This window comes from Nocardia goodfellowii (assembly GCF_017875645.1).
In the GTDB taxonomy this organism is placed as follows: Bacteria; Actinomycetota; Actinomycetes; order Mycobacteriales; family Mycobacteriaceae; genus Nocardia; species Nocardia goodfellowii.
This window is the reverse complement of record NZ_JAGGMR010000001.1, coordinates 3,070,515-3,084,444: the sequence shown is the minus strand read 5'-3', so window position 1 is coordinate 3,084,444 and position 13,930 is coordinate 3,070,515. Positions and strand designations below refer to the sequence as shown.

Sequence of the window (13,930 nt, the reverse complement as noted above, 5' to 3'; positions counted from 1 at the left end):
ACCGCATGGCTACGAACGGATTGTCGGTACACCTGGTAGGCACCGGCAGCTACCTGCACGGCGAGCCCATCGACAACAAGCAGGTCGAGGCGCTGGTCGGGCCGGTGCCCGAGGACATTCTCGAGGGCATCCAAGTCCAGCACCGGCATTGGATGATCGACCCGCACACCGGTGAACACCTGATCAGCAACTCGGAGATGGCGGCCCGCGCCGCGGCGCAGGCCATCGAGCGGGCCGGCCTGCGCCCCGCCGACATCGACCTCATCGTGATGTCGACCGCCAGCCCGGAGTACCAGCTGCCGCCCGCGGTCACCTTCGTCCAGCAGCATCTCGGCATCGCCGAGTGCGCCACCCTCGAAATCCGTTCCGGCTGCGCGGGTTTCGTCGAAGCCGCCGACATCGCCTACGGCTACCTGACGCGCGGCGCCTTCCGCAACGCGCTCGTGGTCGGCTGTGAGGCCATCTCGCCGCTGCTGGTGCCGCTGTATCGCGGCATCGACCCCGAGCGGGTGCGGATGCGAGATCGGCTGGTGGCCTACACCTTCGGCGACGGCGCGGGCGCACTCGTGCTGCGCGCAGAGGCGGCCGTGCCGGGTATCCGGTCCGGCGTGCTGGGTTCGGTCCTGGAGACCATGGGCGGCCTGAAGAAGCCGGGTATGCAGGTGATCGGCGGCGCCACCCACGCGCCGCTGCATCAGCAGGCGCTGGCCAAGCGGCTGGTGGCACTCCAGGTCGACGTCGTCGAATCCGGAAAGTTCATTCCGCACATGATCACCCGGTCCTTGAAGGCTCTGTTGCAGGCCAGTGACCTGGCCGCCGAGGACATCGCGCTCTGGGTCGTGCCCGAGGGCAACGCGGGCTACATGACCAGCGAGCTCGAGGCGGCCGGGCTGCTCACCGACGAATGGCTCGCGTTGCGGGACAAGGTTTATGAGAACATCGCCCGCGTCGGCGCGACCGGATCGGCCGCGGTGCCGCTGGCGCTGGACGAGGCCGCGACGACCGGGCGGGTGCGCGCGGGCGACAACGTGATGCTGCTGGCCATCGAGACCAGCAAGTGGAAGTACGCCGGCATGACGCTGGTCTGGGGCAGCGGGCGATGATGCTCATCGAGTCGCGAAGTTTCCGGGCCGGCGGCGCCATGCTCAACTACGCCCACCTCGGCGGCGACGGCCCCGCGCTGTGCCTGCTGCACGGCCTCGGTGCCCGCTGGCAGACGTTCCGGCCGTTCGTACGCAGCCTGGGCCCCGGCTGGAACATCTACGCGCCCGACCTGCGCGGGCACGGCCGATCCGATTGGGCCGGCGGGCACTACGCGCTCACCGATTTCGCGGCCGACATCACCGAGTTCCTCACCGAGGTGATCGCGGAACCGGTGGTGCTGGTCGGGCACTCGCTGGGCGGTTGGGTCGCCGCAATGGTCGCGGCGACCCAGCCCGACTCGGTGCGCGCGGTGGTCATCGTGGACTCGGCGCTGTACCACCTGCGCCAGGAACAGCGTGACGCCATGACCTTCTACGCGAATCCGAGCTTCGCGATGCGCTCGATCGCGGTCTCGCTGCGGCTGGCGGACCCGCAGCTGAAGCAACGCTGGACCGAGGGCCGCAACCAGCGTGAGCAGGATCCCGACGAGATGCTCGCGCGCCTGCGTTGCCCGGTGCTGCTGGTGCAGGGCGACGCAGCCGCGGGCGCACTCATGGCCCCGGAGCATGTGGAGCGAGCGATGTCTTTGCTCGACAACGGAACTCACGTCTACGTCCCAGGCGCCGGGCACGCGGTGCACGCGGACGCCCCGGCCGCCGTCGCCGTCGCGCTGCGGGAATTTCTGGCCGCCCAGGCCGAGAAGACACCGGTGAATGGAGAGATCGGATGACCCCAGTGCTCGCTCAGGAAACCACCTGGGTGAAATGCCCCTCCTGCTCGGAATACCAATACAAGCGCCGACTGGAACGCAACCTCCAAGTCTGCACCGCCTGCGGCCATCACCTGCGCCTCGGCGCCGCCGGTCGACTGACCGGGCTGCTCGACGAAGGCTCTTGGACCCCAGGCGAATACGACGACATCAAGACCCGGGACGTGCTCGCGTTCCGGGACCGCAAGAGTTACCGGAAACGACTCGACGAGGCGCGTGGCCGCACCGGCGCGTCGGACGCCGCGGTCTTCGGCGTCGGCGGTCTCGGCGGACATCGACTGGTGGTGGCGGCCATGGAGTTCGGTTTCATAGGCGGCTCGATGGGCAGCGCGGTCGGCGAGGTGATCACCCGGGCCGCCGAACACGCACTGGCCGAAAGGCTTCCACTGCTGCTGGTGTGCGCCTCGGGCGGCGCGCGGATGCAGGAGGGCGCGCTCTCGCTGATGCAGATGGCCAAAACCGGCCAGGCCATCGCCCGCCTGCACGAGGACGGCCTGCTGGTGCTCTGCCTGCTGACCGATCCCACCTTCGGCGGCGTCACCGCCTCCTACGCCATGCTCGGCGACGTGCTGGTCGCCGAGCCGGGCGCGCTGATCGGTTTCGCCGGGCCCACCGTGATCCGCGAGACCATCAACGAGGATCTGCCGCCGCGGTTCCAGACCGCCGAATTCCTGCTGGAGTGCGGCATGCTGGACGCAGTCGTACCGCGCGCGCAGCTGCGTTCATTTTTCACGAAAGTGCTTGCGGCACATGCTGTCGGCGGGCCGATCCGGGCGACGCCCGACCCTACGACGATCACCGATCCGGAGGCGGTCGCGGTCCGGCCCGCGGCGGCGATCGTCAAACTCGCTCGCGCCCGGGACCGTCCGACGACGCTGAGCTTCGCCGCGGTCGCGTTCGACTCCTTCCTGGAACTGCGCGGCGATCGCATGTTCGGCGACAGCACCGCCCTGGTAGGCGGCCCCGCGGAACTCGCCGGCCGCACGGTCATGCTGATCGGACACGAAAAAGGCAGCGACACAAAGGAATCCATTGCCCGTAACTTCGGAATGCCGGAGCCCGAGGGCTATCGCAAGGCCCTGAGATTGATGCACCACGCGGCCAAGTTCGGCATGCCGATCGTGACGCTGATCGATACGCCCGGCGCGTATCCCGGTGTCGGGGCCGAGCAGCGCGGCCAGGCCGGGGCCATCGCCCGGGCGATCATGGAATCGAGCCGGTTGCCGGTGCCGATCGTCGCGGTGGTCACCGGCGAGGGCGGCAGCGGCGGCGCACTCGCGCTGGGCGTGGCCGACCGGGTGCTGATGTTCGAGCACGCCTACTACTCGGTGATCAGTCCCGAGGGCTGCGCGGCGATCCTGTGGGGCGACCGTAGTGCGGCGGGGGCGGCCGCGCAAGCGCTGAAACTGACCGCTCCCGAACTACTCCGGCTCGGCGTCGTGGACGGCGTCATCCCGGAATCGGTGCCCGCCGATGTCATCGCCGCGGCCGCCGGCCTGCGCGGCGCGGTGGCGCACGCGCTCACCGAACTGTCTGCGCTGCCCGGCCCCGACCTCGTCGAGGCGCGGTATCGCAAGTTTCGCCAATTCGGATCGACCACCCCGATGATCGGAGAACCGTCATGACCGCCTTCCGCCACACCGAGCACAACGCCCATCTCGACCCCTCGCTCACCCACATGATGCGAGAGGTGCGGGCCATCGTCGCCGACCTCGATCGGCAACCCCGCCGATTGCGGGTGCAGGCCGGTGAATACAACGTCGACATCGAGTGGGCCGAGGCCGTCGAGATCGTCACCCGCTCCGAGCAGCTCACCCTGGCCTCCCCACCGGCCGAGGAGGCGGCGGCGGCCTTCGCGATCGAATCGCCGCTGGTCGGGCACTTCTATCGGGCGATCGAGCCCGGGGCCGATCCGTTTGTCTCGCCCGGCGACTACGTCGAGGAAGGCCAGGTGGTCGCGATCGTCGAGGCGATGAAGCTGATGAACCAGATCACCGCGCCCAGCGCGGGCCGGATCGTGGACGTGTTGCCCGCCGACGGTTCGGTGGTCGAATTCGGGCAGCGCCTGATCGTGTTCGAACCCGCCGAGACCGCGATGGAGATAGCGTCGTGACCGAGATCAAGACCGTCCTCGTCGCCAATCGCGGCGAGATCGCGCTCCGGGTGGTACGGGCCTGCCGGGAACTCGGATTACGCAGCGTGGTGGTGTATTCGACCGCCGACGCCGACTCGCTGCCGGTGCGAATGGCCGACGACGCCGTGTGCATCGGACCGCCGGAGCCCGGCCGCAGCTACTTGAACATTCCGAATGTCATCGGCGCGGCACTGCGCACCGGTGCGGACGCGGTTCACCCCGGCTACGGATTCCTGTCGGAGAACCCCGATTTCGCCGCGGTGTGCGCCGAGGAGGGCCTGGTTTTCGTCGGGCCCGCGGCGGAGGTGATGTCGAACCTGGCCGACAAGGCGGTGACCCGTGCGCTGATGAGCGCGGCGGGCTTGCCGTTGCTGCCCGGCACCCAGGCGGCGCTGCGCAACGCGGAGGAGGCCGAGCGGATCGCCGGCGAAGTCGGTTACCCGGTGATCCTCAAGGCGGTCGCCGGCGGTGGCGGCCGCGGCATGCGCGTCGTGCGCCAACCCGCTGAACTCGCCGACGCCTACCGCCGGACCCAGGCCGAGGCTGCCCTGGCCTTCGGTGACGGCGGACTCTATCTGGAGCGCTACCTCGAGGGTGCGCGCCACATCGAGGTGCAGATCCTCGCCGACCGCTTCGGCAATGTGGTGCACCTCGGGGAACGGGACTGCTCGGTCCAGCGCCGGCATCAGAAGCTGCTGGAGGAATCGCCGTCACCGGCGCTGAACGACGAGCAGCGGGCCGCGATCGGCGCGGCCGCGGTGGCCGGGGCCCGTTCGGTCGGCTACGAGGGCGCCGGGACGATGGAGTTTCTGCTCGACCGCGACGGCGAGTTCTGGTTCATGGAGATGAACGCACGGCTGCAGGTCGAGCATCCGGTGACCGAGATGGTGTCGGGAGTCGATCTGGTCGCCGAGCAACTGCGGATCGCGCAGGGCGAGCCGCTGCGAATCCGGCAATCCGGCATCGTGTTACGGGGCCATGCCATCGAATGCCGGATCAATGCCGAGAATCCGGACCGTGATTTCGCACCGTCCACGGGCCGGATCGCGAGCTTCCGGCCGCCCGCGGGTCCGTGGGTGCGGGTCGACAGCCACCTGGAAGAAGGCATGTCGGTCTCGCCGTACTACGACGCACTGCTGGCCAAGGTGATCGTCTGGGCCGACGACCGGCTCGCCGCGATCGATCGCATGCGCCGGGCCCTCGACGAGCTCGTGCTCGAGGGCCCGGGGCTGACCACGTGCGCGGCCTTCCATCGCGACGCGATCCTCGCCCACCCCGAATTTCGTTCGGGGAACTTCGATCTCGACCTCGTGCACACCATCCACTGAGCCACACTTAGTTTCGGGAGTTCCCCATGACGACCTCGAATGGACGCGTCATCATCCTCGGCGGCGGGATCGGCGGGCTGTGTGCCAGCATCGCCTTCCGCAAAGTCGGCATCGACGCCACCGTCTACGAACAAGCACCCGCCTTCGGCACCGTCGGCGCCTCCCTGCAGGTGTGGGTCAAAGGCATGAAGGCCTTCGCCGAACTGGGTCTGGGCGACGAGATTCGCCGGCGCGGCGCGGAAGTGCACCGGCAGCAGTTCTTCAATCACAACGGAACTCCGCTCTACCACGCGCAGCTGGCGGAGTTCGCCCGCAAGCACAACGCGCCGATGCCGGTGATGATCCGGCGCTCGCAGGTGATCGAGACGCTGGCCGGCTCCCCCGACCTCGGACCGGTCGAGTTCGATCATCGGGCGACGAAGGTCGAGCAGGACGCCGCCGGGGCCACGGTGACCTTCGAGAACGGCAGACAGGAGCGGGCCGATCTGGTCGTCGCGGCCGACGGCATCAATTCCCTTACCCGGCAGGCGATCTTTCCCGAAGTCGAAATCCTCACCGCCAATTACCGGATTGTGCACGCGGTGGCCGAACACGAGCCGCCATGCGGGCCGAACAATTTCACGTTGTTCTTCGGGCGCGGCACCCGGGTCGCGGTCAAGGACTGCGGCAGCAACCACATCTTCTGGGCCGCGGCGCTGCGGAATCCGAAGGTCGCCATCGACCAGCCCAACGAACTCGTCAAACACGATCTGCGGGACCGGTTCAGCGTCTTCCCGGAACCGGTGCAGGCACTCATCGCCGCGACGCCGCCGGCGGCGATGCTGCACCACGATGTCCGCGCCCTCGGGCCCATGCCGTCGTGGAGCCAGGGCCGGGTCGTGTTCCTCGGCGATGCCGCGCACGCCGTCACGCCGAACCTCGGCCGGGGCGCAAGCGAGGCCATCGTCGACGCGATCGTGCTCGCCCGCGGGATCGTGTCGATCGATCTGGGTGATCGGGCCGCTCTGGCGGCTGCCCTGGCCGACTACGAAGCCGTCCGACGGCCGGAAAGCACCGCACTGCAGCAGGAGTCGTGGCGTATCGGCACGGTCTCCTCGTGGCGGGGCTACGCCGCGACCAAGGCCCGGGACCTGATGATGAAGACGATCGTCGGGCAGAAGCAGGTCGCGAAGATCGAAGGCGAATTCCGGATCGCGGTCCCGTCGCTCCTGCCCGCGGCCGTGTGATGGCGACCGAGATCGTGCGCACCGACGCACTGACCAAGCGCTACGGCGAGCACCTCGCCGTCGATGACGTAGCCCTTACCGTGCGAGCGGGGGAGATCTACGGTTTCCTCGGCCCGAACGGCGCGGGTAAGACGACGACGCTGCGCATGCTCGTCGGGCTGGTTCGGCCGTCGAGCGGCACGGCGCAGGTATTCGGCTGCCCCCCAGGCGATCCCGGGACGCTTGAACGTCTCGGCGTGCTCATCGAGAGTCCGGGGTTCTATCCGTTCCTGTCCGGCCGCGACAATCTGCGGGTGATGGCCCGCTATCGGCGGTTACCCGATTCGGCCGCCGAGGAAGCGCTCGACCGGGTGGCGCTCACCGCACGCGGCGACGACAGGTTCCGCACCTATTCGCACGGTATGAAACAACGCCTCGGCGTCGCCTGCGCGCTGCTCGGCGATCCGGAGCTGCTGATCCTGGACGAGCCCACCAACGGCTTCGACCCGGCCGGCATGGCCGAAATGCGGGAATTGATCACCGATCTCGCCGGGCACGGCCACACTATCCTGCTCTCCAGCCACCTGCTCGCCGAGGTGCAGGAGATCTGCGACCGGGTCGGGGTGATAAACGGCGGGAAACTGCTCACCGAATCCACCGTGGCCGAACTGCGCGGCAATGCCACACTTTTCGTGCGGGCCGAACCGGCGGCGATCGCGCTGGAGGCGGTGCGGGCAGTGGTCGGCACGGCGGCCCCGGCTCCCGGCGGCTTCCGCGTCGACGCGGGCGCCGAGGTGGCGCCGCTGGTTGCCCGCGCGATCGTGCAGGCGGGCGCCAATCTACACGAATTACGCACCGATGAACGGTCTTTGGAAGAAGTATTCTTCGAGCTGACGGAGGCGGGAAAATGACGGCGAGCATCCGGGCCGAGGCGCTGCGCCTGCGGCGCTGGCCCACACTATGGGTCCTGGTCGGGGTCTGGTTCGCCCTGAATGTGACCTTCATGTACGCGCTCAACTACGTCGGCTATGTCTCCGGCGATGGCGGCAACGCGACCGAAGGCCAGGCGCCCGCGGAACTGCTCGCCCAGATGATGCCCGCGGCGGTGCCGGAGGAGTTCGCCGGCGGCACGGTGATCTTCGGCGGTGCGCTCATGCTGATTCTCGGCGCGCTCGCCACCGGCAGCGGATACGGTTGGGGCACTTGGAAAACCGTGCTGGCCCAAGGTCCTTCGCGCACCTCTGCCCTGGCCGGCACCATGGTGGCCGTATTCGCCGTCGTCGTGGCCGTCGTCCTGGCGGCGTTCGTGGTCGACTTGGTCATCGCCACGACCATCGCCTGGGCCGAGTCACAGCCGATCATGCTGCCCTCGGCCGGCCGCTCGCTGGCCGGGATCGGCAGCGGCATCGCCATTCTCGGGATGTGGTCGATGCTCGGTGTGCTCATCGGGATCGTCGCACGCGGGCCCGCGCTCGCCGTGGGGCTCGGCCTGGTGTGGGTGCTGGTGCTGGAGAACGTGTTGCGTTTCTTCGGGGAGATGCTCGGCAGCGCCGGTGTGGTGATGAACTATCTGCCCGGCACGGCCGCCGGATCACTCGCCGGGTCGCTGCGCACCTTGCAGGGCGAGACCACACCCGGTGTGCTGACCACTATTTCGCGCGCGGAATCGGTTGCCGCCCTGGTCGTTTACCTGAGCGCCTGCGTCGCGGCAGCGCTGTGGCTCGAGCGCCGCCGCGACGTGGTCTAACGCATGCGCAGCATCGCGGCACATGTGCTGGACACCTGGCCCGGCCGGCTCGAGCGGTGGCCGAAGCGGACGGTGCTGGTCGTCGCCGCGATCGTGGCGTTCACGGTGGTCCTGACTACCCTGATCGTCGCCTTCCGGCTGTCCGAGGCACAGGCGATCGGACTCGCGCTGATCTCCGGCGGCGCGGTGCTGCTGGTGCAGCGCCTGCCGTTCGCGGCGTGGGCCGTCTCGCTGGCCGGGGTGGCCGTGGCGTCGCTGTGGGCGAACGCCGAGCTGTGGGTCGATCCCATGCTGAACAGTCATTTCGTCGTGCTCGGCCTGGCCGCGTTCCGGACCAGCGCCCGAGCCGCGGCGGTGTCGTGGGGTGCGACGATCGCTACCGGGGCCGCCCTCGCCCTGTATCTGCGGCCGGTCGACTGGCCGGTCGGACTGATCGCGGCCACCGTGGTTTCCGGACTGCTGTTGACCACCGTGGTGGCCGTGCGGGCACTGATCTCGACCAGTCAGAGCCTGCGCAGTCAGCGCGCGGCCGCCGAAGCACAGCATCAGCGCACGGTGCGGCTGGAGGAGCGGGCCCGCATCGCGCGGGAACTGCACGACGTGGTCGCACACCACATGTCGGTCATCGCGATCCAGGCCGAGGCGGCGCAGTACCGCGACTCCGGGCTCGCGCCACAGACCGCCGCGAGCCTGGACACCATTCGCTCCAGCGCCACCGCCGCGCTCGGCGAAATGCGGCGCATCCTCGACGTGCTGCGCTCCGGGGACACCGGGGTGCTGCCGCAACCGACGCTGGCCGACGTCCCGGATCTCGTCGCGTCGGTGCGCGCGACCGGCGCGCGCGTCGCGCTGGAACTGCTCGGCGATACCTCGGAAGTTCCCGCGAGCGTGGAGCTCTCCGCGTTCCGCATCGTGCAGGAAGCAGTGAGCAACGCCATTCGGCACGCACCCGGCGCACCGGTGCGGATCCAAATCGCCGCCACCCCTGCGGAGATCCGGATCAGCGTCGAGAATCAGCATATGCCGCCGGTGCCGACGACCACGGGCTCCGGCCATGGCATCCTCGGCATGCGCGAACGAGTCGCGATGCTCGGCGGCACCCTCGATATCGGACCCACCGGTGACGGCAAATACCGTGTCGCCGCGGCGCTTCCGACCCAGAACGGAGACCGATGAGCATCAGCGTTTTGATCGCCGACGACCAGGAACTGATCCGCGAGGGTCTAGCCGTCCTGCTGGATACCCAGCCCGATATCGACGTGGTCGGGCAGGTTGCCGACGGCCGCCAGGCCATTCGCGCAGCCGAACGGCTGCAACCCGACGTCATCCTGATGGACGTGCGGATGCCCGTCTGCGACGGTATCGAAGCCACCCGCGAGATCACCGCCGCCGGTCCCGCCAAAGTCATCGTGCTGACCACCTTCGACCTAGACGAATACGTCTATGCCGCGCTGCGTGCCGGTGCCGCCGGCTTCCTGCTGAAGGAATCCTCCGCCCATTCCCTCGGTGAGGCAGTTCGCATCGTCGCCGCCGGCGAAGCCCTGCTCGCCCCCTCGGTCACCAAACGCCTGCTCGCCGAATTCGCCCGCCGCGGCCAACCCCGCGCCGCCGCGAAACCGGCCGACCTCACTGCCCGCGAAACCGAAGTTCTCGTCCTCATCGCGCGCGGGCTGTCCAACGCGGAAATCGCCGGAGAGCTGGTGATCTCCGAGCAGACCGTGAAAACCCACGTCCGCCGAGTGCTGGAGAAGCTGCAGCTGCGCGACCGCACCCAGGCCGCGATCTACGCCTACGAAACCCTGCTCATCAAACCGAGCTGAATTCGGTCGGTAATGCGACCGTGAGCCCCGGGGCCGATCGACAGCTGAGGCGGATCGGCCCCTCGCAGCCGATCCGCCTCAGTACGTGGCTACCCTCCGAGGCCGGCGGCGCAATACCGCGACCGCGCGGCTGCGGAAGCCACTCCGGTCTATTGCGTGGTGGACCGGAGCCTCCGCGACCGCCGGTTCCGTGCGGGGCGGGGCAGGCGCGGGGTCTTGGACCCGGGTGGTGCTCGCCTCGATCCAGTCGGTCGTGCTGCCGTGCCGCGAGAGCTCGGTGCCGCGGACGGCGTGCTCACAGCGGCGGGCCAGGTCGCGGCGATCGAGACCGGGGTATTCCTGGGGCAGCAGAACGACTTCGGCGACCATGCCGCGCGAGCGCAGGACCCGCTTGGCGGAATCGGCGAAGGTGTCGTCGCCGACGAAGCCGGGCACCGTGCATTGACTGCCGTGCTGGTCGAGATAGCGCAACCGCACCGGTTGAACGAAAGTGCCGGTGTCGACGGCGGCTTGGAAGAGCGCCGGGCGCATGCGGCCGTAGGCACGCCCACACCAGGTGGTGCCCTCGGGGAACACCGCGACCCGGTCGCCGGCGGCAAGCCTGGCCCCGAGCTGATCGACCACACCGGGCAACTCGCGCAGCCGTTCGCGTTCGATCGGAATGACCCGCAGTCGCTTGGCGAGCCCGCCCAGCAGGGGCCAATCGAGCATGTCCGCGCGCGCCACGAACCCGAGCGGCTGCACGGCTGCCATAACCACGACATCGGACCAGCTGACGTGGCCCGCGACGATCAGGACGCCGCGCCCCGGTTCGGCATAGCGGGCTGGTTCGGCAGAACGGCCCGGTACGGCGGCGCGAGCCGGTACGGCAGAACGAGCCGGTACGGCAGAACGACCCGGTACGGCAGAACGGCCTGGTTCGGGTACCGAATCGGCAGAACGAGCTGAGTCGGCGGAACGAGCCGGATCGGCGCGATGGGCCGAGTCGACGTAGTGAGCGGAGTCGCCGCGACGGCCCGTATCAACGTAATGAGCCGAGTCGACGCAACCGCTCGAGTCAACGTAATGAGCGGAATGGACGCGATGAGCCATGTCGGCGGAAAATGCCGAGTCGACGTAATGCCCGGAATCGGTCTCGGGCCGCTGGTCCACGACCCGCAGTTCGATCCCGAGGCAGTCGAGGACGGCGTGGGCGTAGCGGCGCTGCAAGGACTCTCGGCGCTTGCGGGGGGTGGCGGCGTTCAGGAGTGGATAGCTGAGGATCAGTCCGGTGACGCCCAGGAGGCGCGCGACGACTCGGGCGGTACCTACTTCAGCGGTGGACTCCACGCAGCTGGGCCCGCAGGGGCTCGACGGCATCCAGGAGTGCACCGCTTGCGCGGGCGGGGCGTCGAAAACCATTGCTGTTCACCGTCCGTCGAGCGAGGCCGCAGCCGTCTGTAACCGGTTCAGGTAGCGGGTGTTGATCGTGTCCAGGCCGAGCAGGGCGACGAAATCGGCGACGGCGAAATCCGGGTCGTGCGCGGGTTCGCCGCAGATCTCCGCGCCCAGGCGCAGGTATCCGCGCAGCAGCGGCGGCAGCTTCGGGCGGGCGGGCGGATCCAGCTCGTCGAGGGATTTGCCGTCGACGAGCACCGGGTTGTGCGGGTGCACCCGCCATTCGGGGTCGGCGGCGTGGCGGCCGAGCAGCACGTCACGCACACCGCGGACGTTCACCCCGACCGGGTCGGCGGGGCTGTCCTGCATCGGCACCGAAACGCAGCCCATCACCCATTCGTAGCCGGTGAGCTGGATGTAGTGCAGGATGCCTGCCCACATCAGGGTGAGCACCGAGCCGTTGCGGTGGTCGGGGACCACGCAGGCCCGGCCCATCTCGACGATCCGGCGGCCGGCGGGATCCAGTTGCGTCACATCGAATTCGGTGGCCGTGTAGTAGCCGCCGGCGGCGTCCACCTTGTCCGGCGGCAGCATGCGGTAGCAGCCGACGAATTCGCCGTTGCGGTCGTCGCGGACCAGCAGGTGGTCGCAGTGGTCGTCGAAGCGGTCCGCGTCCAGGCCGGTCCCGGTGTCCGGGATCTGAAAGCCCGGTTCGTTGGCGAACACCTGATAGCGGAGCCGCTGCGCCGCCGCGCGGTGGTCGGCGTCGGAGGAGACGACGAGCGAGTAGGTAGACTTCTGCGCCCCCGAGTCCGTCGGAGCCGGGGCGGTCAGCACGGACGAAATTGTCATGACTTCGATGAAGCCAGTCCGACACTGCCTCGAAGGAACTCGCAAGTGTCGCGATGATGCCGGTCAGATGAACGAGATGCCGGTCACACCAGATGTTTACCGCGCGGTCGCGGAATAGGACTTGACCTGCACCTATTGCTTGCCGGCCGGTAACTTTGGACACAGTAGAGCGCTCCCGGGTAGCCGGGAGCGCTACCGCTCGATAATTCAGGCCGCTATGCGCGGCAACTCCTGGGTCTCGGCGTTGGCCGCGGGATCCACCTCCGCGAACCCGGGGCGCCCGGTTCCGATGAACGCGACCAGCCACGAGGCCACCGCCGCGAAGCGGTTGCGGAACCCGACCAGGTACATCAAATGCACAGCCAGCCACATCACCCAGGCGACGAACCCACGGAAGGTGATGCGGTCGTTCAACTTCACCACGGCGCTGAACCGGCTGATCACCGCCATGCTGCCCTTGTCCCAGTACTTGAACGGAGTGCCGGGCGCCTTCTTTCGGCGGACGATGTCGGCGGCGTGCCGGCCTTCCTGCATGGCCACCGGCGACTGTCCGGGGTAGCCGTTGAGCGAGGTCATGTCGCCGATGGCGTAGATGTCCGCGTAGCCGGCGACGGTGAGGTCGGGGTTGATCAAAAGCCTTCCGGCACGGTCGGTCTCGACACCGGTGCGTTCGGCGAGGATCTTGGCGAACCCGCCCGCCTGCACACCGGCCGACCACACCACGGTCTCCGCGGCGATCTGGCGTTCCGCGCCCTCGCCGTCCTTCACCGTCACCTTGCCGCCGTCGATGTCGGTGACGAAGGTGCCGAGCAGCACCTCGACGCCGCTGCCGGTCAGTGAGCGCTTCGCGTACTCCGACAGGCCACCGCCGAACGGCGGCAGCACCGCACCCGCACCCTCCACCAGGGTCACCGAAACCTCTTGGTGGTAATGCCTTTTCGCGAGTTCCTTCAGCTGGCCCGCGACCTCGACACCGGTCGCGCCCGCGCCGACCACCACGAAGCTCAATAGTCGCTCACGGGTCTGCGGGTCGGCGTTCTCGGCCTGGGTGAAGACGCGCTCGATCTGCGCGCGCAGCGCCTTCGCGTCGTCGATGGTCTTGAGCGCGAACGTCTTGGCCGCGAAATCGTCACGGCCGAAATAGGACTGGCTCGCACCGGTCGCCGCGATCAGCGAGCCGTAGCGGATCTGGCGCTGCTCCCCCTGCGACTCATAGGTCAGCACCGCGGTGTTCGGATCGAGATCGACGACCTTGCCGAGCCGCACGTCGGCTTCACGGTGCCGGCGCAGCACCGACTTGATCGGCGGCGCAATCTCATCGGAGGCCAGCACACCTGTCGCGACCTGATACAGCAAGGGCTGGAAAAGATGCTCCGGCGTGCTCGAGATGAGCACGAAGTTGATTCCCGACTTCGCCAACTGCTTGGCCGCGGCCAGACCTCCGAATCCCGATCCGACAACGACCACATCTGCGTGTTCCATGACAGCCTCCTTCTCTCATTACCAACCGTCATACGAAGCGCAGATATTTCAGGTGTTAGGGCGCATAATGGAG

General features: G+C 68.5%; 13 protein-coding genes. 10 read left to right on the top strand and 3 right to left on the bottom strand.

Translation table 11 applies throughout. The features are described from left to right. Positions 1 to 5: 5 nt before the first annotated feature. Genes BJ987_RS13860 through BJ987_RS13815 form a run of 10 tightly spaced genes read left to right on the top strand, consistent with a single transcriptional unit; the run spans position 6 to position 10,146 of the window. Entirely contained in the window at positions 6 to 1,103 is a 1,098-nt protein-coding gene (locus BJ987_RS13860) for a 3-oxoacyl-ACP synthase III family protein (protein ID WP_209889201.1), read from the top strand. Then, on the top strand, positions 1,100 to 1,873 hold the full coding sequence (locus tag BJ987_RS13855; RefSeq protein WP_209889199.1) for an alpha/beta fold hydrolase: 774 nt from the start codon (positions 1,100 to 1,102) through the stop codon (positions 1,871 to 1,873). Before BJ987_RS13860 ends, BJ987_RS13855 begins: the two co-directional genes overlap by 4 nt. After that, on the top strand, positions 1,870 to 3,537 hold the full coding sequence (locus BJ987_RS13850) for an acetyl-CoA carboxylase carboxyltransferase subunit alpha (RefSeq protein ID WP_209889197.1): 1,668 nt from the start codon (positions 1,870 to 1,872) through the stop codon (positions 3,535 to 3,537). The genes BJ987_RS13855 and BJ987_RS13850 overlap by 4 nt, the downstream gene beginning before the upstream one ends. Beyond that, on the top strand, positions 3,534 to 4,025 hold the full coding sequence (locus BJ987_RS13845) for an acetyl-CoA carboxylase biotin carboxyl carrier protein (RefSeq protein ID WP_209889195.1): 492 nt from the start codon (positions 3,534 to 3,536) through the stop codon (positions 4,023 to 4,025). Before BJ987_RS13850 ends, BJ987_RS13845 begins: the two co-directional genes overlap by 4 nt. Continuing rightward, the gene (accC, locus tag BJ987_RS13840; protein ID WP_209889193.1) at positions 4,022 to 5,374 is read left to right on the top strand and encodes an acetyl-CoA carboxylase biotin carboxylase subunit; all 1,353 of its coding nucleotides are present in this window, start codon (positions 4,022 to 4,024) and stop codon (positions 5,372 to 5,374) included. The genes BJ987_RS13845 and accC overlap by 4 nt, the downstream gene beginning before the upstream one ends. A gap of 26 nt (positions 5,375 to 5,400) precedes the next feature. Further along, complete coding sequence (locus tag BJ987_RS13835; RefSeq protein ID WP_209889191.1) at positions 5,401 to 6,600, top strand: FAD-dependent monooxygenase; 1,200 nt, start codon at positions 5,401 to 5,403, stop codon at positions 6,598 to 6,600. After that, positions 6,600 to 7,490, top strand: coding sequence for an ABC transporter ATP-binding protein (locus BJ987_RS13830; protein ID WP_209889189.1), 891 nt, complete (start codon positions 6,600 to 6,602; stop codon positions 7,488 to 7,490). The genes BJ987_RS13835 and BJ987_RS13830 overlap by 1 nt, the downstream gene beginning before the upstream one ends. After that, the gene (locus BJ987_RS13825; RefSeq protein ID WP_209889187.1) at positions 7,487 to 8,326 is read left to right on the top strand and encodes an ABC transporter permease subunit; all 840 of its coding nucleotides are present in this window, start codon (positions 7,487 to 7,489) and stop codon (positions 8,324 to 8,326) included. Before BJ987_RS13830 ends, BJ987_RS13825 begins: the two co-directional genes overlap by 4 nt. 3 nt (positions 8,327 to 8,329) lie before the next feature. Then, on the top strand, positions 8,330 to 9,502 hold the full coding sequence (locus BJ987_RS13820) for a sensor histidine kinase (protein WP_209889184.1): 1,173 nt from the start codon (positions 8,330 to 8,332) through the stop codon (positions 9,500 to 9,502). Further along, positions 9,499 to 10,146, top strand: a complete 648-nt coding sequence (locus BJ987_RS13815) for a response regulator (RefSeq protein WP_209889181.1) — start codon at positions 9,499 to 9,501, stop codon at positions 10,144 to 10,146. The genes BJ987_RS13820 and BJ987_RS13815 overlap by 4 nt, the downstream gene beginning before the upstream one ends. A gap of 78 nt (positions 10,147 to 10,224) precedes the next feature. Here BJ987_RS13815 and BJ987_RS38205 read toward each other — a convergent pair whose 3' ends face one another. The 3 genes from BJ987_RS38205 to BJ987_RS13800 all read right to left on the bottom strand — a co-directional run bounded on the left by BJ987_RS38205 (position 10,225) and on the right by BJ987_RS13800 (position 13,857). Then, positions 10,225 to 11,547: a lysophospholipid acyltransferase family protein gene (locus BJ987_RS38205; protein ID WP_372446860.1), complete on the bottom strand. Its 1,323-nt coding sequence runs from the start codon at positions 11,545 to 11,547 to the stop codon at positions 10,225 to 10,227. A 6-nt stretch (positions 11,548 to 11,553) separates the two neighbouring features. Continuing rightward, positions 11,554 to 12,375 carry a GNAT family N-acetyltransferase gene (locus BJ987_RS13805; protein WP_209889178.1) on the bottom strand — a complete coding sequence of 274 codons (822 nt, stop codon included), beginning with the start codon at positions 12,373 to 12,375 and terminating at the stop codon, positions 11,554 to 11,556. A gap of 207 nt (positions 12,376 to 12,582) precedes the next feature. Then, positions 12,583 to 13,857 carry an NAD(P)/FAD-dependent oxidoreductase gene (locus BJ987_RS13800; protein ID WP_209889175.1) on the bottom strand — a complete coding sequence of 425 codons (1,275 nt, stop codon included), beginning with the start codon at positions 13,855 to 13,857 and terminating at the stop codon, positions 12,583 to 12,585. Positions 13,858 to 13,930 lie beyond the last annotated feature (73 nt).

Excerpts from the sequence above, each read along its gene's own strand:
- BJ987_RS13825 (WP_209889187.1), top strand. The coding sequence starts at position 7,487 with ATGACGGCGAGCATCCGGGCCGAGGCGCTGCGCCTGCGGCGCTGGCCC.
- BJ987_RS13855 (WP_209889199.1), top strand. The coding sequence starts at position 1,100 with ATGATGCTCATCGAGTCGCGAAGTTTCCGGGCCGGCGGCGCCATGCTC.
- BJ987_RS13820 (WP_209889184.1), top strand. The coding sequence starts at position 8,330 with ATGCGCAGCATCGCGGCACATGTGCTGGACACCTGGCCCGGCCGGCTC.
- BJ987_RS13850 (WP_209889197.1), top strand. The coding sequence starts at position 1,870 with ATGACCCCAGTGCTCGCTCAGGAAACCACCTGGGTGAAATGCCCCTCC.
- BJ987_RS13835 (WP_209889191.1), top strand. The coding sequence starts at position 5,401 with ATGACGACCTCGAATGGACGCGTCATCATCCTCGGCGGCGGGATCGGC.
- BJ987_RS13860 (WP_209889201.1), top strand. The coding sequence starts at position 6 with ATGGCTACGAACGGATTGTCGGTACACCTGGTAGGCACCGGCAGCTAC.
- BJ987_RS38205 (WP_372446860.1), bottom strand. The coding sequence starts at position 11,547 with ATGGTTTTCGACGCCCCGCCCGCGCAAGCGGTGCACTCCTGGATGCCG.
- BJ987_RS13805 (WP_209889178.1), bottom strand. The coding sequence starts at position 12,375 with ATGACAATTTCGTCCGTGCTGACCGCCCCGGCTCCGACGGACTCGGGG.
- BJ987_RS13830 (WP_209889189.1), top strand. The coding sequence starts at position 6,600 with ATGGCGACCGAGATCGTGCGCACCGACGCACTGACCAAGCGCTACGGC.
- BJ987_RS13815 (WP_209889181.1), top strand. The coding sequence starts at position 9,499 with ATGAGCATCAGCGTTTTGATCGCCGACGACCAGGAACTGATCCGCGAG.
- BJ987_RS13800 (WP_209889175.1), bottom strand. The coding sequence starts at position 13,857 with ATGGAACACGCAGATGTGGTCGTTGTCGGATCGGGATTCGGAGGTCTG.
- BJ987_RS13845 (WP_209889195.1), top strand. The coding sequence starts at position 3,534 with ATGACCGCCTTCCGCCACACCGAGCACAACGCCCATCTCGACCCCTCG.